At 63.2% G+C, this 26212-nt stretch carries 27 protein-coding genes and 3 pseudogenes; 8 read left to right on the forward strand and 22 right to left on the reverse strand.

Translation table 11 applies throughout. The features are described from left to right. Positions 1 to 47: 47 nt before the first annotated feature. The 3 genes from F1640_RS13590 to F1640_RS13600 all read right to left on the reverse strand — a co-directional run bounded on the left by F1640_RS13590 (position 48) and on the right by F1640_RS13600 (position 3629). On the reverse strand, positions 48 to 1397 hold the full coding sequence (locus F1640_RS13590) for an IS1380 family transposase (protein WP_194917264.1): 1350 nt from the start codon (positions 1395 to 1397) through the stop codon (positions 48 to 50). Positions 1398 to 1801: 404 nt separating this feature from the next. Then, a complete protein-coding gene (locus F1640_RS13595) occupies positions 1802 to 2755 on the reverse strand; it encodes a hypothetical protein (RefSeq protein WP_008068545.1) in 954 nt (317 codons plus the stop codon). Positions 2756 to 2831: 76 nt separating this feature from the next. Next, positions 2832 to 3629, reverse strand: coding sequence for a GIY-YIG nuclease family protein (locus F1640_RS13600; protein ID WP_157132619.1), 798 nt, complete (start codon positions 3627 to 3629; stop codon positions 2832 to 2834). A gap of 98 nt (positions 3630 to 3727) precedes the next feature. Here F1640_RS13600 and F1640_RS13605 point away from each other — a divergent pair, with 98 nt between their 5' ends. Next, positions 3728 to 4351, forward strand: coding sequence for a plasmid pRiA4b ORF-3 family protein (locus tag F1640_RS13605; RefSeq protein ID WP_008068546.1), 624 nt, complete (start codon positions 3728 to 3730; stop codon positions 4349 to 4351). A gap of 8 nt (positions 4352 to 4359) precedes the next feature. Here F1640_RS13605 and F1640_RS13610 read toward each other — a convergent pair whose 3' ends face one another. From F1640_RS13610 to F1640_RS13625, 4 genes are read right to left on the reverse strand one after another with little or no spacing between them, the layout of a single operon-like run. After that, positions 4360 to 5217, reverse strand: a complete 858-nt coding sequence (locus tag F1640_RS13610) for a toprim domain-containing protein (RefSeq protein ID WP_008068547.1) — start codon at positions 5215 to 5217, stop codon at positions 4360 to 4362. Between the two features lie 26 nt (positions 5218 to 5243). Then, positions 5244 to 5531: a hypothetical protein gene (locus F1640_RS13615; RefSeq protein ID WP_008068548.1), complete on the reverse strand. Its 288-nt coding sequence runs from the start codon at positions 5529 to 5531 to the stop codon at positions 5244 to 5246. Further along, positions 5531 to 5908 carry a DUF3768 domain-containing protein gene (locus F1640_RS13620; RefSeq protein WP_008068549.1) on the reverse strand — a complete coding sequence of 126 codons (378 nt, stop codon included), beginning with the start codon at positions 5906 to 5908 and terminating at the stop codon, positions 5531 to 5533. The genes F1640_RS13615 and F1640_RS13620 overlap by 1 nt, the downstream gene beginning before the upstream one ends. Before the next feature lie 23 nt (positions 5909 to 5931). Beyond that, complete coding sequence (locus F1640_RS13625) at positions 5932 to 6282, reverse strand: hypothetical protein (RefSeq protein WP_008068550.1); 351 nt, start codon at positions 6280 to 6282, stop codon at positions 5932 to 5934. Between the two features lie 243 nt (positions 6283 to 6525). Between F1640_RS13625 and F1640_RS13630 the strand changes: the two genes are divergently transcribed. Continuing rightward, on the forward strand, positions 6526 to 6999 hold the full coding sequence (locus tag F1640_RS13630) for a MucR family transcriptional regulator (protein WP_008068551.1): 474 nt from the start codon (positions 6526 to 6528) through the stop codon (positions 6997 to 6999). On the opposite strand, the gene F1640_RS13635 is transcribed toward F1640_RS13630, so the two are convergent. From F1640_RS13635 to F1640_RS13650, 4 genes are all read right to left on the reverse strand, one after another. Next, a complete protein-coding gene (locus tag F1640_RS13635; protein ID WP_050805626.1) occupies positions 6996 to 7415 on the reverse strand; it encodes a hypothetical protein in 420 nt (139 codons plus the stop codon). The genes F1640_RS13630 and F1640_RS13635 overlap by 4 nt on opposite strands. Before the next feature lie 23 nt (positions 7416 to 7438). After that, complete coding sequence (locus F1640_RS13640) at positions 7439 to 7870, reverse strand: hypothetical protein (RefSeq protein WP_255530370.1); 432 nt, start codon at positions 7868 to 7870, stop codon at positions 7439 to 7441. Beyond that, complete coding sequence (locus F1640_RS13645; protein WP_194919680.1) at positions 7867 to 8769, reverse strand: ArdC family protein; 903 nt, start codon at positions 8767 to 8769, stop codon at positions 7867 to 7869. Before F1640_RS13645 ends, F1640_RS13640 begins: the two co-directional genes overlap by 4 nt. 103 nt (positions 8770 to 8872) lie before the next feature. Continuing rightward, positions 8873 to 10897, reverse strand: coding sequence for a ParB/RepB/Spo0J family partition protein (locus tag F1640_RS13650; protein ID WP_008067940.1), 2025 nt, complete (start codon positions 10895 to 10897; stop codon positions 8873 to 8875). 219 nt (positions 10898 to 11116) lie between these two features. Between F1640_RS13650 and F1640_RS13655 the strand changes: the two genes are divergently transcribed. Then, entirely contained in the window at positions 11117 to 11431 is a 315-nt protein-coding gene (locus tag F1640_RS13655) for a type II toxin-antitoxin system MqsR family toxin (RefSeq protein WP_008067945.1), read from the forward strand. Position 11432: 1 nt separating this feature from the next. Next, on the forward strand, positions 11433 to 11924 hold the full coding sequence (locus F1640_RS13660; protein ID WP_008067947.1) for a type II TA system antitoxin MqsA family protein: 492 nt from the start codon (positions 11433 to 11435) through the stop codon (positions 11922 to 11924). Between the two features lie 21 nt (positions 11925 to 11945). On the opposite strand, the gene F1640_RS25810 is transcribed toward F1640_RS13660, so the two are convergent. The 11 genes and pseudogenes from F1640_RS25810 to F1640_RS13705 form a co-directional block, all read right to left on the reverse strand. Then, the gene (locus tag F1640_RS25810; RefSeq protein ID WP_018076186.1) at positions 11946 to 12746 is read right to left on the reverse strand and encodes a hypothetical protein; all 801 of its coding nucleotides are present in this window, start codon (positions 12744 to 12746) and stop codon (positions 11946 to 11948) included. Between the two features lie 63 nt (positions 12747 to 12809). Further along, positions 12810 to 12887, reverse strand: a pseudogene (locus F1640_RS25815) (hypothetical protein); the annotation flags it as partial. 59 nt (positions 12888 to 12946) lie between these two features. Further along, positions 12947 to 13537, reverse strand: a pseudogene (locus F1640_RS25820) (strawberry notch C-terminal domain-containing protein); the annotation flags it as partial. A gap of 49 nt (positions 13538 to 13586) precedes the next feature. Next, positions 13587 to 14591 carry a tyrosine-type recombinase/integrase gene (locus F1640_RS13670; protein WP_011540752.1) on the reverse strand — a complete coding sequence of 335 codons (1005 nt, stop codon included), beginning with the start codon at positions 14589 to 14591 and terminating at the stop codon, positions 13587 to 13589. Next, entirely contained in the window at positions 14588 to 15502 is a 915-nt protein-coding gene (locus tag F1640_RS13675; protein ID WP_011540751.1) for a tyrosine-type recombinase/integrase, read from the reverse strand. The genes F1640_RS13670 and F1640_RS13675 overlap by 4 nt, the downstream gene beginning before the upstream one ends. Continuing rightward, a complete protein-coding gene (locus F1640_RS13680) occupies positions 15496 to 17043 on the reverse strand; it encodes a tyrosine-type recombinase/integrase (protein ID WP_011540750.1) in 1548 nt (515 codons plus the stop codon). Before F1640_RS13680 ends, F1640_RS13675 begins: the two co-directional genes overlap by 7 nt. 145 nt (positions 17044 to 17188) lie before the next feature. Beyond that, positions 17189 to 17512 (reverse strand): annotated as a pseudogene (locus F1640_RS26030) (methylase); the annotation flags it as partial. A gap of 84 nt (positions 17513 to 17596) precedes the next feature. Beyond that, the gene (locus F1640_RS13690; protein WP_095687245.1) at positions 17597 to 18601 is read right to left on the reverse strand and encodes a site-specific integrase; all 1005 of its coding nucleotides are present in this window, start codon (positions 18599 to 18601) and stop codon (positions 17597 to 17599) included. Then, on the reverse strand, positions 18598 to 19953 hold the full coding sequence (locus F1640_RS13695; RefSeq protein ID WP_008832422.1) for a tyrosine-type recombinase/integrase: 1356 nt from the start codon (positions 19951 to 19953) through the stop codon (positions 18598 to 18600). Before F1640_RS13695 ends, F1640_RS13690 begins: the two co-directional genes overlap by 4 nt. Continuing rightward, complete coding sequence (locus tag F1640_RS13700; RefSeq protein ID WP_008832423.1) at positions 19950 to 21182, reverse strand: site-specific integrase; 1233 nt, start codon at positions 21180 to 21182, stop codon at positions 19950 to 19952. The genes F1640_RS13695 and F1640_RS13700 overlap by 4 nt, the downstream gene beginning before the upstream one ends. A gap of 104 nt (positions 21183 to 21286) precedes the next feature. Then, entirely contained in the window at positions 21287 to 22726 is a 1440-nt protein-coding gene (locus F1640_RS13705; protein ID WP_194919682.1) for a strawberry notch family protein, read from the reverse strand. On the opposite strand from F1640_RS13705, the gene F1640_RS25315 reads away from it, so the two are divergent. The 4 genes from F1640_RS25315 to F1640_RS13725 all read left to right on the forward strand — a co-directional run bounded on the left by F1640_RS25315 (position 22715) and on the right by F1640_RS13725 (position 26211). Further along, positions 22715 to 23332, forward strand: coding sequence for a cation transporter (locus F1640_RS25315; protein ID WP_179506092.1), 618 nt, complete (start codon positions 22715 to 22717; stop codon positions 23330 to 23332). The two genes, F1640_RS13705 and F1640_RS25315, sit on opposite strands and share 12 nt — an antisense overlap. A gap of 66 nt (positions 23333 to 23398) precedes the next feature. Continuing rightward, on the forward strand, positions 23399 to 23695 hold the full coding sequence (locus F1640_RS13715) for a hypothetical protein (protein ID WP_018076104.1): 297 nt from the start codon (positions 23399 to 23401) through the stop codon (positions 23693 to 23695). 60 nt (positions 23696 to 23755) lie between these two features. Further along, positions 23756 to 25033 (forward strand): TolC family protein, encoded by a 1278-nt coding sequence (locus F1640_RS13720; RefSeq protein ID WP_008067835.1) that lies wholly within the window; start codon positions 23756 to 23758, stop codon positions 25031 to 25033. Further along, positions 25033 to 26211: an efflux RND transporter periplasmic adaptor subunit gene (locus tag F1640_RS13725; RefSeq protein WP_004212877.1), complete on the forward strand. Its 1179-nt coding sequence runs from the start codon at positions 25033 to 25035 to the stop codon at positions 26209 to 26211. Before F1640_RS13720 ends, F1640_RS13725 begins: the two co-directional genes overlap by 1 nt. Position 26212: the final 1 nt, after the last annotated feature.

Below are 26212 nucleotides of genomic sequence, written 5' to 3' on the forward strand. Positions count from 1 at the left end.
GGGGTTAATGGAGGGGGGCTTGCGGTTCGGCGGCACGGCCGCGCGGGCTATGTAGGAGCAGGCCGAAGGTTGGTGGCGACGGCCTTGAACGTGGCGGCATCGGGGCATGCTGACGCGAAGGCGATGCGGATGCGCGTTGCGGATTCAATGACGCGGGCGGCGACCTTGAGCAACCGGAGGCGGATCGTTGCGAACTCGGCGACGGCAAGCGCGGCAGATTTTGGGATTTCTTGCTGGATCCGCCACAGGAGCCAGTAGGCGGCGGTGTGCAGAATGAGGCGCATCTGGTTGGCATTGGCCGAGCGGCACGAGGTGCGATCGCTGGCGAGCTGGGTCTTGTGCCGCTTGATCAGGTTTTCGGCCTGGCCGCGGGCACAGTAGAGCGTGTCGTAGATGTGCTCGGCCGAGCCTTGGGTCAGCGAAGTGACGACATAGCGGATGTCCATGCCCAGCGTGCTGGCCTCGATCCGGGCGACGACGCGGCGCTGGCCCTTCCAGCTTTTGGCGCCGTAGCGGGTCTCGGCATAGTTTCGCAGGATCACACGCTGCTCCTCGGCCCGCTTGACCGCGCAGGTATCGGCGACGGCGACGATGGCGGGATCGGCCCGCAGCGCAGCGTTGGTTGGCAGGCCGAACACGTAATCGATGCCGTACGCCTCGCAGAACGCCATGACCTCGGGGCGGCCATAGTGCCCGTCACCGCGGATGGTGAGGTGGGTATCGGGCCAGTGCCGGCGGATGTGACGCACCAGACGCCGGATGTGGCCAGCAGCTTCGGCGCCAGATGGCGTCTTGCCGGTGCGAAGCAGCATCGCCACCGGCCGGCCACTGGCGGTGTCGTAGACGTGGATCGGCAGGAAGCAGCGCTCGCCATGGTGCCCGTTCCAGAACGAGAGCTGCTGATAGCCGTGGACGACATCGCAGGTGTCATCGATATCCAACGTCACCGCCGCCGGCGAAGTGGGATAGCTGGCGCAGTAGATATCGATCATGGCGGCCATCAACTTCGCCAGTTCGCGCGTGGTCGGCGCGTTCTCCCAGCGGCTCATCGTGGGTTGGCTCGCAAGCCCGGCACCGGAGCCCGGCAGCTTGCCCAGCGCCAGGCGGAAGCCGGGATCGTCGCGAAGGGCGTCGAGATCGTCGGCATCCTCGTATCCGCAAGCGATCGCGAACACCCGGGCGCGCAGGATGTCGGGCAGCGCATGGATCACCCGGCCAGGGTCACGCGGGTCGGCTATGCAAGCGGCAAGCCGACGGCAGATGCCCATCGCGCGCTCAGCCTGTGCCAGTAGCAGGACGCCGCCGTCCGAGGTCAGCCGACCACCATCAAAGGCGGCTGTGACTTTCCGGCTGCGCACTGCTGGGAATCGGAATGGGTTTGCAGTATCGTCGGTCATGGCGGGGTGGCCTGTGGCATCTTCTGCCCTGCGGCAGGTTCGGCTTAGACACCCAGTTCCTAATTCAGATCAGAGGCTTATGCCACTCCCGCCAACCCTCTCGGCCCAACGCGGTGAATAAGCCGGGCTAGACACCCATTTTCCTACTGCAAAGCAATCGCTTACGCCACTCCCGCCAACCCTCTCACCCGCCGCGGTGAATAAGACAGGTTAGCAACCCTGCCCCTGCGCTCATTTCATTTGGCAAAGTCATTGAGGTTGAGAATCAGCACGCCTGTGTCAATCCAGACGACATTATCGATCTGATTGAGACACGATACGCGGACAATGACCCCGAGGCGATTGTCGAGCAATTCAACGACGCAATGAGCAGCGACGAAGACGATTATTGAAATTCCTGAAGCTCATTGATTGGAAATGGGCGCATAATAGTGGGGCGTGTGCAGCCCGCAAATGTTCTCTGGCGACCAGCGCAGATGTCCGCCGGACAGGAAGCGCCCGTCCTCCGGTTTCACGGTCACCGGCCCGTTGGCCGACACGTCGAAGAAGGTGCCATTGGTCGGGTCCATTGTTGCCACCCAGCATTTCTCGAAGGTCACGGGGCGGCTGAGGTCGAGCGCAATCAGCTCCGGGATCGGCACGATTGCGTAGAGGCAGAAGAGGAATGAGGTCGAGCAGGCATTGTCGATGATTTCGGCAAGCTGCTCGTGGCTGATGATCGGCGTGCGCCGCCGCCTTGCGTTGCGCGGCAAGGCGCTGTGAGCCGGATGGCGGTTGCCGCTGGCCTTGCGGAACTCGCCGATAGTGTAGCCGAGGTTGTTCAGCGCGAATTGCAGATTGGCGGTGATGGCCAGCTCGCTCGTCTCGGGCCATGGGCGGTGCGAGAAGACCAGAGCATCATCGAGCCAGCGCTCGGCGCTGAAGCGGAACAGCAATTCGCACCGGTCATAGCTGGCGAAGAGATCGGCCACGCTGCTGTCATCACGCTCGGCGGCGTGATCTTCCCAAGCATAGCGGACGGCGTCGATGGCATCGTCATCGTCATCCAGCCCAGCCTCTGCGAGGTTCGAGCGCAACTGGGGCGCGACCTCGTGATACCAGGTCTGGCCGAACTCCGCGGGCGGGAACTCGGCCTCCATGACCTCCTCGACGGCATTGCCGTCATAGCGGGCATCGATGATCTTCGCAGCCAAGGCGTTGAGGCTTTTGAGCGACCAGCAATCGGATCGATCCCGCCAGTAGCGAGTGTGCGGGAATTTCTCGGCCAGCGCCCCGATCCAACTTTCGCCAGCGGCGCTGGCCAGAAAGCCGGGATCGGCAAGCGAGCCCGGCGCGGGTAGTTCGGGAACGGTGAACATGGGTCTTGGGCTCCTTTCGGGTTCACCCAGCCATTTCCCTCTCGCCTTTGGTACCTGCTGATTGCCGCCAAGGACTTCAACGAGATCGCCCGGCCATGCTCTCGGCTACCGCGATCATATCGTGCCATTCCTGGCTACCCGGAGAAAACGCCCAGACTTGAGGCTTCTGATACCATGCAATGTCCTGGCGGAGGCGTTGCCGGTATGTCTTGGGGTTAAGCCCGAAGTGAGCAGCAATGGCCTCGGCACTGTCCAGGCTCGAACGAATTGGCGATGGGCGCCGCTCGGCCTGAATCGGCATGCTGATAGGCGAGCCTGATGTTGGCTCATTAGCAGATAAAGGATGGGCTACGCCCTCCAGCCTCGCGAGCACATCGGCACGGGCAGCCGAGATCCGCTGATGTTGCGCCGATTGCAAACAATTGGCGAGATTAAGCGGTGGGGCAAAGCGCCCGATCAATTCTGTCTCGAGGGGCTCCGGGTAAGAGCAGTGGTAAGGCGCCAGTTCCAGGTTCTCCAGCATCCAAGCCGTCAGCCGTTGCTCGGAGGCCGGCGCCAAGCTCCAGGTGTTTCGAGAAGCGGGCTTCACTACCAAGACAGGCTCGAGCGTCAATTTCTCCATGAGCAGAACCGCCAAGCTCTTTCGCGGAGAGTGATTTCGTGTCGACGCATTGAAATGGCAGCGACCTTTGAGGCCCTTACGGTTCGCTGCAAGACCGATGTAGAGCAAGCCCTCTTCACCGGGGGTGATGCCTTTCAGTTCAGCACCGTTGCGTAAGAACAGCGCATAAAGTCCATGGTCGTGATCGAGATTGAACTGCGATCTCGGTCCGCGATGCCAAGTCAGTGGAGATAGGGGGCGGTCGGGTTCCATAGTTTTTCAGATTAGGCCAAAAGGGGCGTATTTTCTATGGTCTGCGCTTGCTGCGCATCATGCTTGCAGCAATGGCCAGCCACAGGCAATGTTGAGTTATGTCCAAGCCTTATGATCCCTACGCCTACATCATTCGCGTCGAAGCCCGGATTGTCGGCATCGAGCCCGAGATCACTCGCACGCTGGAATTGCCTAGTGATCTCAATTTTGCGCAGCTTCACGAGGTGTTGCAGGCAGCCTTCGGGTGGACCGACAGCCACCTGCATCAGTTCCATGTCGGGGGCCTGACCATCGGCGCGCCCGAGGCCATCGAGGATTCCTCCTACGGCCCTCGGGTGTTCGAGGCGACCGAAGTCCAGCTCAAGGATCTGACCTTTCCCTATGAGGTCGATGCGACACTCACGATCACCTACCAGTACGACTTTGGCGACGATTGGCAGCACAAGCTCGTATTGTGCCGGGCCGAGCAGGAAGACGGCGTCAAGTATCCGCGCTGCACCACCGGCGAGCGGGCAGGCCCGCCAGAAGATGTGGGCGGATACCCCGGCTATGCCGACTTTTTGGAGGCATGGCTTGACCCCGAGCATGAAGAGCACAAAGCCATGCGTCTCTGGGCCGGCAAGAAGTTTAATCCAGAGCGTTTCGACCTTGAGGCGACCAACAAAGCCATCGGCAAAGCCATGCGTGCCTGCCGCGGCGATTACCGCCAGCGGCAAATTTGACTTGATGGTCAGGCCGCAGTCCTGGCTCCGCCACCCAGACGAAGCGCATCCGCCCAATCGTTGAAACCAGAAGGGCAGCGCTCAAGCCTGGAGGGCTGCTGGGGCGATTGCCGCGCCGCGATCGCAGCGCCTGCCGCCTGCATTCCCTCTTGATCGTTGTCAGGCAGGAGGACGACCTGCCGGATGCCAGAACCGACGGCGAAGCCAGCATAGTTGCGCAGACCAAAGCAGGTGCCAGCCTCGCGGCCTGTAAGTTGGCGATAGGCGCAGGCTGTCTCAAAACCCTCCGCGATACGCATGGTGTCGCCCGCGAAGCTGGCAGGCCAGGTTCCGCCACGCGAGTTGCCCAGCATCATGCGATGCGTGCGCTGGCCAGTTGCAGGGTCCAGAAACAAGCGTTGAATGGCAATCAGGCGCTGCGCTCGGAAGACGCCGACCAGCAAGGCTGGCAGGCGTCTGGGCGATGGGCCGCGCCCCATCGGGCAAGCAGCGTGAAACCGCACATCAGGCGGCTTCAAGCTGATGCCCCGGATCTCGAACAGATAGCGGTGAGCCAGTGTCCCCTCGATCGCCACCCCTTCGGACCATAGGTGCTGAAACGGCGCGGGCCGGTCATTGGCTGGCACGGGCAAGGCCCGCTGGCTGCCGACTTTATGCCCCAGCACATGCCGGACGGCCCGCATGACATCCGCGCCATCGCATCCGGCAAAGCAATGGACGAGGATCGAATGCCGCCCTTGCCGAATCGACAGGCTAGGCGTGCGATCCTCATGCGCCGGGCACGGCACCAGCGCATAGCGACCATTCCAATGACCTCCGAGGCGGGCGACGATGGCCAGCGTCTCAGCGGTGGGTTGAAAGCGCATGATCGAAGGCTCCTGAAAGGATAGGCTCAGCCGCGGCAATGGCGGCAGCCAGAGCCGTCGCAGCAATCGGCCCAGGCGCTGATGTGGAGGGTCGAGCCGTCCTTGAAGCGCGCCGATACACCCGTGGCATATTCCAACGTGCTGGCATCGCGATCGAGCTCGAAACGCCAGTCCTCCTCAAGTCGCGCCCAGACCTCGTAGATGTGGACGATGTTGCAGTTGAAGTCGGGAAAGGAATGGCGCGCGAGGTCGGCGATGGTGACCTCGGCGCCGAACCTTTCGTGGGCGCGGTCAACGACAAGCTGCCCGCACATCAGTAATCCTCGGGAAGCAGGATGGTCATCACCCGCGTGGTGATCGAGGCATCGGCAGGATCCTCCGAGCCGAACTCCATCGCCGCGTCGTAATAATCGATCTTCATCCACACCTTGCGGCCGAGAAACTCGATAGCGGCAAAGTCCCGCTCGGGGCTGTCTTCCGAGAAGGTGCAATGCCGAAAGGCCGCCATCAGGCGGGCTTGCAGGACAATGGTCTCCTCGGGCGCCCCTTCGGCCTCAGCCAGGCGTTCGAGGCAATTGCGGGTGATGACTACGCGAGCGCTGCGGTCGAGGCCAAGGCGGGTGCGGTCATTGAGCCGGGCAATCTGTTCCAGGCGCGCGTCAGCGCCCGCCGGCGTAGCGGTGGTCAGCATGATGGTTCTCCGGTGGATGGGCGTCAGGCGATGGGCGCGATGAGCGCGGCCAGCGCGGGATCGATGGCGAAGCCGAGCGCCATGGCAAGCGCAATGGCGGCTTCGATGTCGGCGGTGTTGATGTTGAAAGCAGCAGCGAAATCGCCCAGCGCTTCATGCGCCTTCGGCTGAACGCCGTGGAGTTTGCCCGTCATTTGCGTGACGGCGAAGGGCCAGCAATGGGCCACGCCGACAACGCCCTCGGGCAGGATCAGCAGCGTGTCGCCGCTGGAGATCCGATCATCGGTCTGGGTCGCGTCATAGGCATTACCGGTGCTGGCAAAGCCGTGAATGCGCCGGGCTGTGAAGGCGAAGCGTTCGCTGTCGGTGAGCATGAGGCGTAACCTTTCGGGCGAGCGGAATTGCTCGCACCGCCGCCTCCACCTCCACTCTTTGACACCCTGATTGTCCGGCGGATTGAACGCACCTTGCGAGAAAGGGTGCAAGCGCAGATTGGTCCATCAATTCGAGAGGAACCCCAATCTATTTATGGGGGATTTCTGGATGCCGGATCATCGCGATCACATAAAGTTGCGCTATGAAACAATTGTCACCGAATGGATGAGGGCGTTATTTTTATGGCCGACGAAACGCTGCTGACCCTGGCTGCCGATATTGTATCCGCCCATGTCAGCCACAATGCCGTTGCGGCTGACCAACTACCCCTGCTGATCCAGTCGGTCTATGCCTCGCTTGCGGGCTTGGGTCAGACCCCCGCGCCGGTGGAGGAGAAACGCGAGCCTGCCGTTTCGGTGCGCTCGTCGGTCAAGGCCGATGCCATCGCCTGCCTCGAATGCGGCGCGAAGATGAAGATGCTCAAGCGGCACCTGTCGACGGATCATGGCCTGAGCCCGGCCGAATACCGCGCCCGTTGGAACCTGGCCGCCGACTACCCCATGGTCGCGCCCGACTATGCCGCCAAGCGCAAGGAACTGGCGGTGAAGATCGGGCTTGGCCGCAAGCCGAAGGCGGTGGTCGAAACCGCGTCTGCGCTTGCACCCAAACCGAAGGCAACACGGCGCAAGAAACTGACTGTAGCGATTGACGGCTAACGCAAATCGGAGTCGCATGACGCGTCACTCACATCATTGACTGCCACAGGCACTTGCACAGTCCTGAATTCGTTCAGCAGAGCCCGCAAGGGTTCCTGCTGCTCAAGCAGCGCATCAAGGCAATCCGCGGCGCTATCGACAAAGGCATCGTGGTCTGGATCGCTCATGTCTAGCACTTGGGTGACAGCTTGCAGTATCCGGAACATGGCGGGCGCTCGGGTCATCAGGCGCAGGTTGGATAGCGCCTCGTCGTAGCGGCGGGTTCCGGCCTGCCGGACCGTGGCTATGCAGGTGTAGCTGTGGGTCAAAGGGTCGATCGCCGTGATTTCGGCAACCCAATCGAAAGGCCAGTCAGCAGTGGTGCGGCCAAGGCTGCCTTCGCGCCATTTGCCAGAGGTAGGCAGTCGGGGGGACATAGGGATCTCCTGAAGGAACGCGATCAGGCGGCTTCGAGCCAAGGCTGATCGATGGGTGTGTCGATGGGGACAAAGCCAAGGCGCTCGGCGCAGGCCGCAAAAGTCGGCGCGATGCTGGCGAGCCAGTGACGGGCCGGCACAGAGACATCGCTCCATTCGCAGCGGATGCGGTAGTCACGGTCGATCCGCTCGCCGATCCAGACAGCGGCTTGCTTGTCGAAGCAGGTCAGGCCGATGTCGGCATAGGGATTGCGCAGCAGCACCCTTTGCGCCGTCCCGCGCCAGCGGTGGACGGGCGCGAAGGATCGCATCTCTCGAACCATGCCGGTGCGGATCGACGCCACCATGGCTGTGTAGGCCCGAAGCCATTCGGCAGGCGGAATGCCTGACAATGGACGACAAGCAACCTGTGCGCCATCGGGCCAGAGGCGCGCGGGCGCTGTAGCCCGCCTCATGCAGCAATCGCCAGAGGCGCAATCGCAGCTTTGTGCGCCGCGTGGATCCAGTCGGCGGCGGCCTGCGCCTGCGCGGCGGCGTTGAAAATTGCCTTGGGATCGTGACGCAAGGCGCTCAGCCAACTTGCAAGGTAGGCGGCATGATCAGGCCGAGGCGTATAAGTGATGCCCAGATCCGCCATCAGGTAGCTGGCGCCTAGCTCGGCCACGAGTTCTTCGCGCGCGCGAATGCTGCGCTCCTTATGATAATCGCGCAGCGTCTCACGGGCTAACCTGTCCACATGTCCACTCGCGTGCGTGACCTCATGTGCGAGTGTGGACACGAGGTCGAGGTCATGGTCGAAAGCCGTGCGTTCGGGCATGAAGACCTTGTCGATGTCGGGGCGATAATAGGCGTCGTGCAGGCCGTATTCGACCGGGACGCCGAGCCCTTCGAGGAAGATCAGCGCATCGGCGACCGAGGTGCTGATGGGCGCGACCTCCTTCTCGGTGGCCTCCTCGGCGCCGTCCACCTGATCGAGGTTGAAGACGACGAAGCTGCGCGCGAAGAAGCGGGCGCGGCTGTCGCCTTCGCTGCCAGCTTCCACGGCGGCATCGCCGCGCTCGACCTTCTTCCAGAGGATGACGTGGGTGCCGATCTCACCCTTTCGAACCTGTCCGCCATGGGCGCGCCACTGCTGATAGGTCGCCCAGATGCCCGAGGCATAGCCGCAGGCATCGGCCGTGGCCCAGAGGACAAGGCGGTTGATGCCGGAATAGCGCCGGCCAGCCACGCTGGTCGGGCGCATGACCGGCGCGCCGGAATGGTGCCAGGGCATTCGCCATTCGCCCGCGCCGGATTCGATCGCGGCGACAAGCTGGGCGGTGACGGTGGCGTAAATGTCGTGACGGGGCTTCATGGAATGTTCTCCTCCTGATCCGAGCTGTGCTCACGGACAAGCGATCCTCCTCCCGCTCTGACGCGGATGGAGGATCGGTTCGGTGACTGTTTGAGGTTGAGGGTTAGGCCGCTTGATTGAGCGGGTCGTCGACATCGTTCTGGTTGGCCGCGTCGAGCGGCATGTCCCCGGCATCCTCATACCCGTCGTCGAGGGCTATCCCGCTGTCGATCAGATCACCCGCAACGCCGTCAAAGCGCATCGCATCGGGAACCCATGCGAGCGCCTTGGCCTTGATCTCCGGCTCGATGATCGTGTCGCCCGAACACAGGCGCGCGGCAGCCGTCGCCAGTTCAGACTTCTTCGCCGCCGCATAGCGCAGGGCGATTTCGGGATCGAACTGCCCGAGGATGCTAAGGATCTGCGCCTTTTTGATCCGGTCAAAGAAGTTTTCCGCACCCGGCCGCCAGTGCTGGGCCATGTCGATGCCGATCTCGGCGCCCAAGCGGCTTTGGAAGGTGCAGGCGTGCATGCCGCTCGCAAGGCTCGCCTTGAGGCTCTGACTGACGGCATAGGCGAGCCAACCCGCCTTCACGCCATCGTCCAGCGACCGGAAGGCGAGGAAGGAGGCGAAGCTGTCCTCCTCGCTCGCCCAGTCATTGGGCAGGCTGGCGCGCTGCTGTTCGAGTTCGGTCACAGCGGGGCCCGCCGGAATGCCGGTCAGGCCCGATGGCTCGTTGCGGTCGGTGATGCGGATGGTGCAGCCCGTGTCCGAATGGCCGAAATGGCCGGCGTGGTCGCGGGCCAGGCTGAAGATCGCGAGATCGAGCGCCAGCGCCGGATCATGGGCGATGTGGAGCGCCAGCACGTCGCGGCGATCCTTGGCCATCTGCTCTTCGAGCGAGCGTGGCAGGCTGGCCGAAGGCGCGAGTTCGTCGCCCTCGATCTCGTCGCCGCCCACGGGCTCGCCCGAAGCGGAGGGCCGCCGCGCGGGCTTGGCCGAGGTGTAGTAGGTTTCGAGGAGGCGCGGCTGCCCATCCTTGCCCAGCACGAGGAAGGTGCCGACGTTGGGCTTGTCCTCTTCGGGGATGAGCAATTCGGTGTCGGCAAGCCGATCATGCTCGGTATCGAGCGCATTGTATTCCGCCTCCAGCGCCTCGACATCATCGCCGTCATCGGGCGCGTCGAGGATCTCGGCGATCTCGGTCATCCGATCCGAGATTTCGTCCATGCGGGCCTGTGCTTCAGCGCTGGGCTCGGCCCGGCGCGGCCAATAGGCATGGAGATCCTTGGTTTCGTCATAGGTGACATGGGTGGCCAGCGTGGGCTTCACCCAGGCGAGCTTGGAGCCGAGTTCGGCGACCTCGGCCTCATACGCCAGCTTCTTGGCGGCGAGGTCCATGGCGAGATCGCCATCGAGCCACCAGCCTTCGCCCTCCGCGGCGAAAAGATCGCGCTCGATCCGGCCACCGCAAGCGACATACTCGGCCTCACCGAGAAAGCGCGCGATGGGATGATCGGCCGAGAGGCTTTCCTCAGCAATCGCGCGGCGGATCGCTTGGGGATTGTCGGCCTGCCAGCTCGTCGACAGACGCTCCCACGCCGCTGCCTGCCGCTCGCGGTCGCCGGTCGAACCATAGGCCATGGCGACATCGAGCGTGATGTCACCATCGGCGAGCGCCGCGAAGATCGGCTCGGCCAGATCGGCAAGGCGCAAGCGGCCCTGCACATGGCGAACGGTGACGCCGAAGCGACGCGCCACAGCTTCGGCATCAGCACCGCTATCGACGATGTCGCGATAGGCCCGCGCCTCATCCGCCGGCGTCATGGCTTCGCGGATCAGGTTTTCCGCGAGGCTGATTTCGCGCGCGACGGCATCCTCGTTCTCGCAAAGACGCACGTCGATGGCGTAATCCTTGGGAAGCACGCCGCGTTCGATCAACCGGCCGATTGCCCGCCAGCGGCGGCCACCGGCATGGACATCGTAGAGCGTCTTCTTACCCGCCGAGGGGCTGACGATCAGCGGCTGCAACAGGCCGTGTTCGGCAATGCTGGCGGCCAGGGCCTCAAGGCCCGCGTCGCCATTGGCCTTGCGAACATTGTTCTCGGAAAGACGCAGCTTGGCGTGCGTCAGGGTGGTGGACTGCATGATAGGGTCTCCCGCGCTGGGGTCGAGAGGCCCGGATCATGGAGACGCTTTCGCCTCCAGGGGGCCTCGCCCCCATGGCTTTCCCCTTTTCTCTGGGCGTTTGTTTCCTCACGGCGCGTGGGGCGCTAAGGCAGCAATCCGAACAGTTTGTATGGCCGATTCCCCCGTGCAGCCTTGCAAATGCGCCTCTTGAAAAATGACCTTTAAGGTGTATTAGAGATGCCGGTAAAGCGGACCCCGCACCATGACCTCAAAGCGATCCAGGCCAAGTTCGCCGATGTGGACACGCTTGAGATCACGAGCAAGGCGGCCCGCGATGCCCAGAAGATCGGCTATTCGCTCGAGGATATTGTCGATGTCGTGCAGGCGCTGGAACCGGGCGATTTCATCAAGTCCGAGACAGCGCACAACCCGCCGAACCATCGGCTGTGGCACGACACCTACAACATCCCCTGCGATGGCCTGTGGCTGTATCTGAAGTTTGCCGGCGAGACGCTGATCGATGTCGTGCTGACATCCTTCAAGGAGGTTTGAGATGAGCGAGACGCGAATTCACCCCGAGACGGGGCAGGAACTGCGCCGCGACACGCGCCCGCAGACGGTGTGCGTCGGCTCGCTCTCGCGCGTCGTCGAGGTGCCGGGCTGGTATCCCGAAGGCGATGGCGATGCCATTCATAGTGGCGAGGATCTGCGTGCCTATAACGAAGCGTTCAAGGAACTGCGCGAGGCCTATGCCGCCCGCATCAAGACCGTGCGCAAGAAGCTGGGCCTGACCCAGGAAGAGGCTGGCGTCATCATCGGCGGCGGCAAGCGGGCGTTCCAGAAGTATGAAAGCGGGCGCACGCCGCCGAGCGACGCGGCGGTAGGCCTGATCGAAATTCTGGCCCGTCATCCTGAGGAGGTCGCAACTCTGCGATCATTCCGCATGACGGCCCCGAAAGCCATTGCGCAGGATACGCGGCACGAAGGCTCGGCATTACCTGTTGGCAAGCGCATCAAGCGCGGCGTGCGCAACGCCGCAGCTTGAAGGCTTCTCTCTGAGCAGCCGCTAAGCCGCCAGTGCCGCCACGATGTCGCAGGCGCTGTTCACCGGCATGAACAGCCGGGTCTGATAGGCGATGATCTCGGTGAAACAGCCTTTGGCCTTCCACGAAGGCAAAGCGCGGGGATCAAAGCCGATGACCTCAAGCCGCTGTTCGCCATTCACACGCGAACGCTTGAGGCTGGTGCCAGACAAGGCATCGATAGGCACCACCTTACCTGCCAGCGCGGCCTCCACCAGTTGGTCGGGCGACAGCGCAATCCGATCACCGATACCCAGCTTGTCGAGCAGCATGTTGACCGCCTCGGCGGGCACGATGCGGCCGAGCAAAGACCGGCCATCCTGGGTGACGAGGCGGCGGACCTGCGCCTCATCGCCCAGCAGGTTCCAGATCGGCAGAAGGCGGCCGGTCGCAAGATAGAAGCGCTCGGTATAGGGTTTGGCCGCCAGATCATCGGCCTCAGTCTGCCAAGACTGCTCGAAGACCTCACGCTCGCAATCGTCCCAATGGCTCTCGGCAAGTTCGTCGGCGGTGAGCCAGCTTCGCCCACTAGGCCGATGCAGCGTGAAACTGGCAACTGGTGTGCCATCGTCCATCAGGCGCGTGCGATCTGGCATCAACAGCGCCACGCGCGAAGAGCGGCCATTGCGCAGCAGCCGGGTCTTGGGGCCGATGCGCTTCACGATCTCGGCAAGCGATGTGACCTTGGGCGCCCACTGCGCTTCGAGGGTCAGAAGCTGGGTCAAGGCGCCATTGGCATCCTCACGCAGGATCCGCTCCTCGATGATGGCCAGCTTGTCGGCCACCAAGGTCTCGACGCCGGCATCGAAGGTGCCTGCCTTGCGAGCCGCATCGATCCGCGCCTCAACCAGCCCCAGGAATTCATCGAAGACGGCGTTCTGGAGCGCGATGGGCAGCGCCAGAATACGGTTGAGCCAGCGCTGGATCGGCGGGCGATGGTCGAGATGAAACGCCGTTCACCACGACAATCGGTGGTGACGGGACGAAACACCGGAGCCGACGCCTGATGCGTTCGGTTGGTCCGGCCAAGCCCCTGGATGGCGCGGTCGGCGCGCCAGCCCGGCTCTAGCAGGAAGTGCATCCGGCGCTGCTGGTTCTTGGCATCAAGGCTCGCATGGTAGGAGCGCCCCGTGCCACCGGCATCTGAGAAGACGAGGATGCGCTTGGCTCTACCCATGAAGGCATTGGCATCGGCAAGCGACTGGTTGGCGGTGCGCGATTCAAGCCGCTGGCTGCCGTCGGGCAAGGTCACCAGGCGGCGCGTGCGACCGGTGATCTCGGCCACGGCATCGGTGCCGAAGCGAGAGATGATCGCATCGAGCGCGGGGACGATCGGCGGCAGTGCGCCCAGCAGTTCCAGCGTTTCAGCCTTGATCCGCAAGGCCTCCTGCGAATGCACCGGATTGCCCGCCTCATCGACCATCGGGCGTGAACGCTCATTGCCGTCCTCGTCCCAGTAGCTTTCCATGGCGCGGGTCGGGAACGCATTGTCGAGATAATCCGCCACGATTTCTTTGCAGTCGCAGTTTATGTCGAGCGTGGCGGCGAGAGACGCAGGTTTCCTTCGGTTTTCCATGATTTCACTCCAGATAATATGCGGGTTAGAGGGAGTGTTCGAAGACGGGTCAGGCCCGCCTTCGAACGTCGGTGAGCATTGTGATCAAGGCGTCGGAAGGCGGCTTGAAGCGCCCCGGCTTGATCGCAGGGGCACCGTGGGCTGCGAGAATCTGCAGCTTCTCTTCGGGATCGGCGCGCAAGTAGGTCTCGGTGCTCTGGATACTGGCGTGGCCGAGCCATAATGCGACCTTGCGAATGTCCCCCGTCGCCGCGAGCGTGTGCATCGCGCAAGAATGACGAAGCACGTGGGGTGTGACGCGCTTCCCAAGGATCGACGGCTGCTTCGTCGCTGCCGTCTTGACGTGCTCGGCCAATCGGAACGCAAATCCGTCGCGGGTCATCGGCTGCCCGTTGGCATTGAGGAAAATCTCGGTGACCTCAACTTGAGGCCGGATCGCAAGCCATGCGCGCAATGCGATCTGGGTCTCCTTCCACAGCGGCAGGACCCGTTCACGTCGCCCTTTGCCCATGATGTGCATGGTGGACAGGGAGCGGTCCGGGAAATCGCCCAGTTGCAGCGTTACGAGTTCCGACACCCTCAGTCCGCCAGCATAGGTAAGATGCAGCATCGCGCGATCACGGGTGCCGAGGCGTGTCCGGGGATCGGGTGTATCGAGCAAAGCCTTGATCTCGGCCCGGTCGAGGTAATCGATCAGCGCCTTGTCTGTCTTCTTGGTCGGGATTGCTCTGACACGGAGTGCCTGATCGAGGCAGGCTGGAATCCGGTACTCGATGTATCGGAAGAAGGATCGGATCGCGGCGAGCCTGCCATTGCGGGTCCGCACGCAGCTGCCGCGGCCGATCTCCACATGATCGAGGAAGGCCATGATCATGTCTGTGCCGAGATCCTCAACCTCGAGATCGGTCGGTCGGCGCTTCAGCCGATCGGCAGCGAACTGGACGAGGAGGACGAAGCAGTTGGCATAGGTCTTCACCGTGTGCGGGCTGACGGCGCGTTCGCGCGGCAGATGTTCCCGCAGATATGCCGAGAGATGGAGAGCAAGCGCCGTCATGCCGCTTCTCCTTGAAAAAGTTGCTCGCTTGCAGCCGCAATGTCGCGCAGCAGCACTGGCGTGGCTTCGAGATACCAGTACGTGTTGGCGATCGACGCGTGCCCCAGGTAGACACTGAGACCGGCCATGTGGTGGGCAATGGCCTCCCTGTCACGCGGGCAGGACTCAAGCGAGCGAACAGCGAACGTATGTCGCAGATCGTGGAGTCGCATGCCTGCCGTACCGGTTGCTCCACGATATCCGAGAAGCCGGGCCAACCTGACGAACACGACGTGGGCGCGCACCTTGTGCGGCGCCCGCCCCCGGATAGTGACGAACAGGTCATTACACTTGGCCGGGTGCTTCGCGCGGATCGCAATGTAGGCTTCGAGTGCTTGGCGCGTCGATGGCTGCAAGGCGATCAGTCGCTGCTTGCCGAACTTGCCGTTGCGGACGACCAGCCCATCCTCGACCAGATCGTTGCACTGTAGCGCGAGAGCCTCGGAAATCCGGAGACCTGTCGCCGCGAGCAGGCCGAACAGGTAATGGTACGTGTATGGGCTAATCGTGCCATGGGGCGGAACGTTCAATGCCGCCGCCATGATCGCCCGCACCTGGTCCGCTTCGATTATGGTCGGAGTGGGACGTGGCCGCTTCCCCCGGCCGAAAACGCCGACAGGCGGGACTTCGTTGTCTGGGTCCTCGGCATGAGCGAAAAGGCTGAAGTTACGAGCAGCGTCGTACCTATGGCGAGCCACGTTTTGCGAGCTTGCCGTGTGGCACCAGTCGTAGATGCGCTGCACTCGGGTGTGCCGGTCACCGAAGCGTTCAGCGAAAGCGGCGTATTGGCGCAGCAGTCGTTCCTGTTCCGAGAACTTCCGCCCCAAGCTGCGATACAGCGAGACGTATCTGGCAATCTGCGTGCTCAGCATGACGGTTCTCCCGGCCATGGCTGCGCGATTTTCATGAGCATCGGCAGGTCGACCTTGGCGTAGATGGCGGTGGTCTCGGGCGAGCTGTGGCGCAGGATCGTTCCAACGGACTCCAGCCCTGCGCCCGCGCGCAGCAAGTTGGTGGCAAGCGAATGCCGGAAAATGTGCGATCCGGTCGGCACGCCTTCGATCCCGCCGCGCTCATGCGTGCGTGCAACGATGCCGGCGATCTCCGCCGATGAGCGGAACGAACGGAACGGGGCTTGCGCGCGCACGAACAGATGCGGATCGGCGGTCTTGGGACGCGCCGTGGCAATGTAGTCCAGGATCGCGTCACCGACGTCCTGAGGCAATGGCAGGCGATCAGGCCGACGCGTCTTGCCCTTGACCGTCAGGTGGCCCGAGCGCCAGTCGATATCGTCGAGGTGCATATCCCGAATATCACCGGCACGCAGGCCAAGCCGGGCGAGCAGGAGAATGATGGCCTTGTCCCGAACTTCCACCGGGCGATCAGTCGGACATGCGCCGATGATCTGCTCGATCGTTGCCGGGTTAACGTGCCGGGGCAGCGTCGAAAGACGGTAGCGTTGCACTGATGGGATCGCGTGCAACAAAGCTGGACGGCAAATACCCTGCACGACCAGGAACCGAATATAGCTCCGTATTATCGTGACGAGCAGTGATGCCGAACCCGGCGTCTCCTTGCTTCGTTGTTGAAACGCCCGTCTGAGGACGGCTGCATCCCATTGTGAAGGCTCGCCGAGCATAGGCGCGAGCCGCCTGATATCGGCCCGGTAGCGCCGGATCGTCTCATCGGTCGCGCCGCGGTGTTGCTTGAGCCATGCCAGATATGCCGCCATGTGCGGGTCGTCATCCGACACCAGTTCGACTGAAGGGATGACACCGCGGTCGCGCAAGAACTCGACGAAGTGCCGAGCGCCTCGCCGCCGCCGCTTCGCGCCCGAGGCAACAAGCTTGCCTCGCTTGCGCCAGACCGGACATCGACAATCATGCGCGCCGTACTGGTCGATGATCGTGTCATCGATATCGGCCCATTGTCGTCGCGCAATGCGAAGCCAGGCCGCGAAATGCTCGGCCTCGGATCGATAGGACTGGGCCGGTCCTTGCGCGAGTTGCAAGCGATCGATCCCATCGAAATAGTCGGCGAGGTGCCGTGGCAGATCGTCGATCCCGTCGTCGACACCGACGTAGCCTTGATCCTCCAGGAAGCGGACGAAGCGCCTGACTCGCGCTGCAATGTCCGCCTTATAGACTGGCTGCTGCGCCGAATACCGGTGGCAACGGCACCGATGCTTCTCGAACCGCCGAACGGTCCGATCGTCGATCGTGCGGATCGCGATCCCATGCAGTTCCATCCAATGCAGGAAATGACGGGCCGCAGCGCCAAACAGAATCGCACTGCCTGACCTCTCGTCGAGCGACAGAGAGGAGAGGAATGCGGTGAGTAGAGCGTCGTGACTGGGCGGGTCTTCGACCCGGAGCCGGGCCGCTCGAAACGACAATAATGATCTTGATCGCATGTTGGTTCCTTCGACTTGTTCAGGTCGAGGGAACCGTAATTATCTGGAGTGAAATCATGGAAAACCGAAGGAAACCTGCGTCTCTCGCCGCCACGCTCGACATAAACTGCGACTGCAAAGAATATGTGTAATGTGGAGCTCCACATTACACATACTCGCGGGGCGAAAGGTCGAGCAGGATCTCGGCACGGTCCTCGGCGGAGAGATCGGCCAGGCGGCGGTCGAGCAAGGCCTCGGCGGTCGAGACCAGTTGGATGACGACGCTGTGGTCGGTAGCCAGCGCCTCCTCGATAGCGGGCAGCAGCGAGAGCAGCTTCATCGACAGTAGGAGCTGGCCAAAGAAGCGCTTCGAGCTCTCGAAGCGCGAGCGGGCTGCCGACAGCGCCTGGCCATTGAGGGTCTTGCCTTCGAGCGGATCGGTGACGCCCGACGCGCCCAGCGCAGCCTCAAGGTTGCGGTGGATGATCGCTTATCGCGAGGTCGCGATAATGCGCAGGAACGTGGCGAAGGCCCGCAAAGCTGCTGAGCATTTCGCCACGTCCTTCACATTATTTCACAAGGCATCGAGCCACTCCATCAGGCTGGCTTCTCGTTTCCACGAAGGTGGCACGTTGCTCGCCGCCGGCGCCCCTACCTGCTCGAGCGCCTTTCGTTTGGTCTCCAGATTGGCCTGTGCGTAGTGGTTGGTTGTATCGAGGCTGACGTGTCCCAGCCAACTGCGGATGACGGTGATGTCGACCCCGGCAGCGACAAGGTGAACGGCAGTCGCGTGCCGGAAGCTGTGCGGCGTCACATTTTTGGACCGAAGCGACGGCACGGTTTCTGACGCCTTTCCTACATAGGAGGCGAGTTTGAACCGCACTCCCGAGGCGCCCAGCGGCTCACCATATCGATTGACGAAGATCCGCTGATCTGGCGCGCGCGGGTGACGTTCCAACAACTTCCTGAGCAACGTCACGGTTTCCGGCCAGAGTGGACAGATACGTTCCTTGCGACCCTTGCCGTAAAGACGCACGAAGTTCGGTGCGTCGAACCGGATCGCCTCGGGACAGAGGTCGAGGGCCTCCTGGATGCGCGCGCCGCTGTTATATAGGAACGAGAGTAGCACGTGGTCGCGCATTCCCTCGATTGTCGACCGGTCGGGCTGAGCAAGGATCGCTTCGACCTCCTCCGGCTCGAGATAGCAGGGTGCAACGGTAGGCTCCCGCTTGAGCGGGACGGTCAGGATCTCGGCGCATTGCGCGATGTATTCGGGATCCTTGTCAGCCACGAAGCTGAAGAAGCTGCGGATCGCGGCGAGCCGGCAGTTGCGTGTACCGATCGTGCCCCTGCGCCCATGCTCGGTGTGGTGGAGGAACGCGCGAACCTCTCCGGCCGAGACGTCGGCCAGCATGATCCGCGCGACCCCGCCGCCCTTTCGCTCCGCGATGAACCGAAGCAACAACCGCCAGGTGTCGCGGTAAGACCGGATCGTATGGACAGATGCACTGCGTTGCTCAGCCAACCATTCCTGAAAGAACGCCCGCAACAATGCGGGGAAGAGATTGCCCTTCGTCATGACCGCGCCTCCATCGTGAGGCATCGGGCGCCGACGGTCCGGAACCGCTCGCTTGCTTCCTGCAGCAGGTCCTGCGTGACGGTGATGTAGACCAGCGTGGAGTTGATGTCCCGGTGGCCCATGTAGGTGGAGAGGAAGCGCAGTTTGTCCTGCGGATTGACGCCGGATCGATACCATTGAAGGATCCGGTTCACGACCATCGAGTGGCGCAGGTCATGAACACGCGGCCCTGTCCGCCCGGTCGGGGCCTTGAACCCGGCACGGCGCATGACGTTGGTGATCATCGTTGAGACCGTCACCGGGGTATAGCGATCATTGAAGTGCTCGTGCCAGAAGAGCCCGGACCGAGGATCCTGTGGGGCGCCAGCGCGCCGCCTTGCATCGATATAGGCCCGTAATTCGGCCATGACGCTGCCGGTTAGCGGCAATATCCTGGTCTTGTAGAACTTCGTTTCCCGCACTGTGATCGTGTCTGATTGAAGATCGACGTCACCCAGATCGAGCCCGGCGAGTTCACTACGGCGCAGTCCGGCACAATAGGCCAGAACCACCATGGTGTAGAGAACCATCGGCCGCAGCGGCGCGTCCGGCGACGGATAGGAGCGGGCAACGTCGAGCATCTGCCGAACGTCGGCCGGGCTGAAGATGTGCGGTCGTCGATGCTCTCGTGCCACTTCCCGCTCGGGACGGGCGTTGAAGCGTTTCGGTGGGATGCTGGGATCAAGGCGATACCGCGCCTTAGTCAGGAGGCGCCCGAGCTTCTGGCATTCAGCCGCGTGATTGCGGGTCAGCTTGGCAGTTGCCCAGCGCGCCAGCATCGTCTCAAGCGATGCCCCTGTCAGTTCCGGGGTCGCCTGGAGGAACCGATCGAACCGCAATAACCAGTGAGCCTGAGTCTCATACTGATACCCCCGGCTCCGCATCAACGCGACATGCTCACGCATGAAGTCCCCCAGCGAGCTGCCGAAGGGCGCGGGGCGTCGCAATGCGGCCAAGGCTCCGTCGGGATTTGCGGAAGCCAGCGCTCGCCAGATCGGCTTGCTTTGTTTGACGTTGTATTGACGGCGAAGCACGGCAACGGGATTATCTGCGATCAGCCCGATTTCGACGAGGTGGTCGAGGAAGCGATCGACAATGCAGACCTGGTTGAGCAGCGTCGGCATTCGCCAACGTTTTTCCATTTCCTTCAGCCAGACTTCGAGCATCTGCCGGTCGACCGCCGGATGACGCTGGGCTACATTCTCGAAGCTGCGAAGGAACCAGCGATAAGTCGGCCTGCTTCCCTGCCGGAACTGCGATTTTTCCAGGAAGGCGTCGATGACCGTGCGATCGGGATCGTGCCAGGCGCTCATGGCAGCACCTCCGATCCGGGCACGTCGAGCGCCACGGCTCGGAGATCATCTGTCGCCAGCTTGAGATAGGCGTTGGTGGATTCGGTGGATCGATGTCCGAGCACGTCGCCGATGATCTTTTGCGGGACCGACGCCCGCAGCATTTCGACCGCCCGCGCGTGGCGAAAGACATGCGCTCCTCGCTTTCCCGGCGGCTCGACGCCAGCGGCTGACAACCGCCCGCGGATCATGCCATACAGGTTTGTCATTGCGATATAGGGCGCGCAGGACCGGATGAAGATTTCCCGCCCCTCAACCTGGGGGCGCCCATTACGCAGATAGTCGAGGAGCGCCTCACCAACGGGCGCCAATAGCGGCAAGTAGGAGTACGCATTGGTCTTGGTGTGACGGATACGCAGGGCTTCTCCGCGCCAGTTCACGTCTTCAAGCCGAAGGCGACAGATCTCACCTTCGCGCAACCCATATGTGGCAAGCAGTTGAAGTACCGCAAAATCGCGCAGTCCCCGCGGCGATCCATCCTTCTTCGTCGCCGCCAGCACCGCGGCGATTTGGCGCCTGTCCAGCGTCGAGGGCACGTCTTCATAGGCGTAGAGCATGGGGCCGATGATGTGCGGCGTGAGATCCATCGGGATGCGCCTCGTCCGATGCAGATACCGCACCACCGACCGGAGCCGCTCAGCGACATCGGCCAATGATTTGCGCCGTAATCCAGGGGCGCGCATGTCCATGTAGAGATCGACCTCCCCGATGCTCAAGGTGTCGAGGCTGGCCGCCCCGCCCCGTTCGAACTGCCATCGCAGGAAGTTCCGTGCCTCCCACAGAAGCGCCGAGATGGAAGCGCTTGCCAGACCGCGCTCGTCGCGCAGCCATGCCTCGTATTCGCAGCAGATCGCCTGCCGATACGCGGTTTCCGGTTCGGTCATCTCTGGCTCGGGCGGCCATTTGCCTTGGGCAAGCCGGAGCAGTTTGTTGATCGATGTGCGGGGCAACATCTGCCAGCGCGCACAGGGAGGCCGCCCGTACTGGGCTTCGAAATCCTGAACTGCATAGGCAAGATACTGATCGACCTGCGCCAGCGTCACAGTTTCCACCTGCACGCCGCACTCGGCCAGATAATCGAGAAACGCGCGGGCGTACAGGCGATGGTTCGCTACGACCACCGGGTTATAATTCTGCGTCGTGAGCAAATTCGAGAGTTCGGCGATCAACTCGTCGTGCAATTTCAACATGCTTTTATCCTCAGCTGGTCCAGAGACCGCCGAGGTTCGCAATCAAAATAATGCGCAGCAACATCGCCCCGCATTAGGAGAATCCACGTCGCTGCCGCGTTCCTTCACATTATCGCGACCTCGTGATAAGCGATCTTATGCGCAGCTGCGCATAAGATCGCCCAGGCATCGGCATAGGCATCGAAATCCGCGATCTGGCGCGGGGTTAGCGCGTGTTCCAGGATGTTATATTCGACGCCAGCGTAGGAAAGCGCGCGCGCCGTATAGACGCCCATCGCCTTCAATTCGCGGGCGACCAGTTCCATGGCAGCAATGCCACCCTCGCGGATGCGGGCGATAAAGGAGTTGCGATCAGGGAACGCCGTGCCTTCGCCCCACAGCCCAAGCCGGACGGCATAGGCCAGATTGTTCACGTCGGATGCCCCCGTAGCCGAGGCATAGATAACCCGGGCGCGCGGCAGGCGGTTCTGCAATTCGACGCCAACGATGCCCTGCTGCGATCCCTTGGTCGCACCGAACCGTCCTTCACCACCTGCGACACCGCCCATCGCATGAGCCTCGTCGAACAGGATCACGCCATCGAAATCCGGGGTGAGCCATTCCAGCAATTGCTGGAGACGGGTCTTCTCGCCGGTGCCGCTGCGCAGCGTGGCATAGGAGGCGAAGAGGATGCCATCAGCCTGCCTGATCCTAGCCTCGGGCTTGATTTTGGAAAGACGCTGAATGTCGAGCGCAATGCCGCCCAGTGCCTGCCAGTCGCGGCGGGCATCCTCGATCAGGGCATTGCTCTCGCTGATCCAGAGATGGCGGCGGCGGCCGCGCAGCCATTGATCCATCAGGATCGAGGCGAGTTGGCGGCCTTTGCCAGCACCCGTACCGTCGCCGAGGAAGAAGCCGCGCCGGTAATTGGCGCCATCAGCATCCGGCACCAGCTCAAGCCCACGTTCTGGCACGCGATAGCGGCCGGGGAGATCAGACGATGTCGCATCGAGCGCGTGGACCAGCGTTTCAAGCTGGGCGCGGCTGAGAACATGGCCACGGACCACTTTGGCTGGAAGCTGGGGGACATAGTTCGGGGCCGGCAGCGCCACCGAGGCCATGGCCGCCGATTCCACCAATTGAGTAGGATGGTCAGCCGCATTCTCGAAGATCAGGCGCTGGGGCCGATAGGCGACATAGACGCCTACCGCCTGTTCGGCATCGGCGATTGTGTCGCGATGGGTGTAGGCCAGAGAAATGGCGTCAGTGGCATCGCTGGTGCAATTGGCTGCGGCCAGTTTCGGTGCGGCTGAGCGGAATCCGCCCAGTAAGGTGGGCGTGATTTTGGCAGGCGAAACTGGAAGTGTGGCCACGAGTGCCAATTCAGTTGCGACCCGACGGCGCGGTGGAACCTTCGAGAGGAGGGGCACCAGATCAGCAACAGTAGCCCGGTTGATCACGGCGGTGCTTTTGGGACCGGCGCGCTTGTCGATCACCAGCAGGCACACCGCGATCGAGGTGCCTTGTTTGGCAAAGGCTCCCTCAAGCCGGGCATGGAAGGCCACGCTCGCGCCTTGCAACGCGCGCTGGAACAGTTCCGCGCGGCGGCCAGGTGCCGCACTGCCGTGGTGGGATCATCCATCCCGGCAACATTGCGAGCAAAGGGTGGGTTCATCAGCACCACGCTCGGCCGATTAGCTAGATGGGCGCCAATGCGCGCGGCATCAGTCTGTCATTCAGCAAAACGCAGGGCACGCGCAGGGAAGCGGGCGCGGCGCTGGCGAAGGACGGATCATCCTGGCTTTCGGCGTCGCGGTCATTTCGAGATCGCCGACAAGATTGCGAATGGCGTTCCTCTGGCATCGGGCCTGATGCTCGGATTTGGCAGCGCCGCGCTGGTTGCGAACTTGATTTGCCTGGCGCTGCTCTGGTGCTTCCGCTGCGGAAATGTGAACATGTTGAGCATGTTCGAGTGCTCGCGCAGTGATGTCGCGTCGAACGTCGGAGTTCTCGCCGCTGCCGAATTGGTCGGCCTGACCGGCTTGGCTTGGCCGAACATCATCGGAGGATTGATCGCCGTGATCTTCCTGCGCTCGGCATGGCGCTTGTTGCGGGAAAGCTGGCCGGCATGGCGTGCCACAAAGGCACCGGCTCGCGAGTTTTTGCAATGACATGGAAACCTCTCCGTGGTAACAATATGAATCGTGCGAGCCTTTTTGCCTCTTCTAACATGCCTGATGCTGGTCCTCACCAGCTTCTCCGGTATGGCTCATGCTGCCGATTTGGCGGGGGGAAGCATCGCGGGCGTTGAGTTTACCGTTCATACCGCCGGGGACATCGACGAGGTGCCGTCGGATTCCGACAAGAACGTCCCGCACCATCACAATTACTGTCATGGGCATGACGTTGGTACCCCTGCGCGCACGACGATGGAACAGACCCACGTACTCACGGCGCCCAAGCCGACAATCTCCACCTCTGCGTCGCTCGATGGCCGCACTGGCATGGTTCATTTGAGGCCCCCTCAAGCCTGACGTCCGATTTGGGCGCGCGTTGGCGCGCCCCTTTCGATCATCGTCAGGAGTTTCATTTATATGCATCGTATCCTCGCGGCCATGCTGGCCGCAGCGTCGTGCGCCACTATGGCGCATGCGCAGGTCGGACCGTCCGCGCCTTCTGCGCAGGACGCGCCGGTCTACACGCTTGACCAAGCGGTCAGTGCAGCGGGCGGTTCGGCCCCTGCTGCCGAAGCGGCGACAGCCGCGATCGATGCGGCCCGTGCGGGCCGCACGGTCGCCGGACTGCGGCCCAACCCGGTTGTCCAGGGCCAGGTCGAGAACGTCATGGGCTCGGGGCCGTATCGTGGGGTCCGCAGCGCGGAATCCACGGTCGGCTTTGCAATCCCGATCGAGCTAGGCGGCAAGCGCGGCGCCCGCGTCGCGGTCGCCAACGCGCAATTGTCCCGGGCCGAGATTCAGGCCGCGATCATCGCGGCGGACGTCCGGCTTCAGGTGACACAGCTCTATGTCGAGGCGGTCGCGGCCGATCGACGGGTGGCGACGGCACGCGACCAGGCCCGGATTGCCAGCGACGCGCTGCGCGCCGCGAGTGTCCGCGTGCAGGCGGGGCGTGCCTCCCCGCTCGAACAACAGCGTGCTGACGTCGCTCGGATCAATGCTGATGCCAATGTCGAGCGGCAGGTACGTTTGGCGGAAGCGGCGCGAGCCAATCTGGCGCGCCGGATCGGTCGGCCGATCGACGGCGCGCTCGATGACACGCTGCTCGATCGGCTTCCGGGTACAAACGTCTACGGCCCGGTGGCGCCGGTCGATACGACCGGCACCTTGGCGTTGGCGGCTGCGAACGCGGATTTCTCCATCGCAGAAGCTGGTGTGCGGCTCGCGCGCGCCAATCGCGTGCCTGACCTCAATGTCGGTCCTGCGATCCGCCGCCTGGAAGCCACCAACGACATGGCGGCGGTGTTCACCGTGTCGATTCCGATCCCGGTGTTCAACAATGGTCGCGCGGCGATCGCACAGGCGACCGCGCAGCGGACCCAGGCGGATGCGCAGCGCCGCGTGACCGCGCTCGACATCGAACAGGCGATCACGGACGCGCAGGCGCAGGCGGCCAATGCCGCAACGACGGCTCGTGCGGCGTCGGGGCCAGCGCTCGCGGCTGCCCAGGAGGCCGCCCGCATCGCACGGATCGGCTATCGCGAAGGCAAATTCGGCCAGCTCGAATTGCTCGATGCGGAACGCACACTCGCCGACACGCGGGTCGCCGCGATCGACGCGCTCGCCAACTACCAGAATGCCCGCGCGCAAGTGGAGCGACTGACCGCTCGTGCGCCCAATGGGGGGAATCAGTGATGAAGAGCTTTTATCTCGCGGGCGCGGCGTCGCTCGCCCTGCTCTTGGCTGCCTGCGGCGGCAAGGATGGCGGAAACGAGGCAACTGCCGAAGGCGCAGCTGCCAATGAGACGGCAGCGGGCACGGAAAAGGGCGGTGCTGAAGGCGGTCATGCCGGTGAAGGCGTCGTCACATTGGGTGCCGACCAGATCGCCACAGCGGGCGTCCAGGTCGGACGGCCGATCATCGGCGGGGCCGGGACGATCGAGCTGCCCGCGATCATCGAGGGCGACCCACAGGGAACGCAGGTCGTCTCGGCCGCAATTGCGGGACGCGTGGTCGCGCTCACCCGTAACCTCGGCCAATCGGTCGGACGCGGCCAGACCATTGCGGTCATCGAAAGCCGCGAGGCGGCGCAGATCAAGGGCGAGGTCGAGGCGGCGCGGGCGCGGCTTCAGCTCGCTAATTCGAACCTCGCGCGCGAACAGCGGCTGTTCGCGCAGAGAGTCTCCCCTGAACAGGATCTGATCGCCGCCCGCACAGCGGCGACGGAGGCGCGGATCGCCCTGACGCAGGCGCAGAGCATGGTTTCGGCGGCGGGTGTCGGCGGCGGCGGGCTCAACCGGCTCGGCATTGCCGCGCCGATCTCGGGCCAGATCATTGCGCGCCCCGTGACGCTGGGACAAACGGTCGCGGCGGATGCCGAACTCTATCGCATCGCCAACCTGAGCCAGGTGTCGATCGCGCTTAATCTCAAGCCCGAGGATGCGGGCCGGGTGCGTCCCGGCAATACGGTGCTGGTGAAGGCGGCAGGCCGTCAGGCGACCGCCCGCGTGACCTTCGTGTCGCCGGCGCTTGATCCGCAGACGCGGCTCGTGCCTGCGCTCGCCACCCTCGACAATCGCGGTGGCGAATGGCGGGTCGGCGAGCCTGTGACGGCAGCCGTGCAGCTCACGGGCAGCGGCGGGAGCGGGGCGGTCCGCGTGCCGACGACGGCGGTCCAGAGTTTCGAGGGCAAGTCGGTCGTGTTCGTGCGCACGCCCACCGGCTTCAAGGCGACCCCGGTCCAGCTCGGCGATGCGTCGGGCGACACGGTGATCGTCCGGTCGGGCCTGACCGGCAACGAACAGATCGCCACCACCGGAAGTTTCACGCTCAAGGCCGAGATCGGCAAGGGCGAAGCGAGCCACGAGGATTAAG

Source organism: Novosphingobium sp. NBM11 (assembly GCF_015390225.1).
In the GTDB taxonomy this organism is placed as follows: Bacteria; Pseudomonadota; Alphaproteobacteria; order Sphingomonadales; family Sphingomonadaceae; genus Novosphingobium.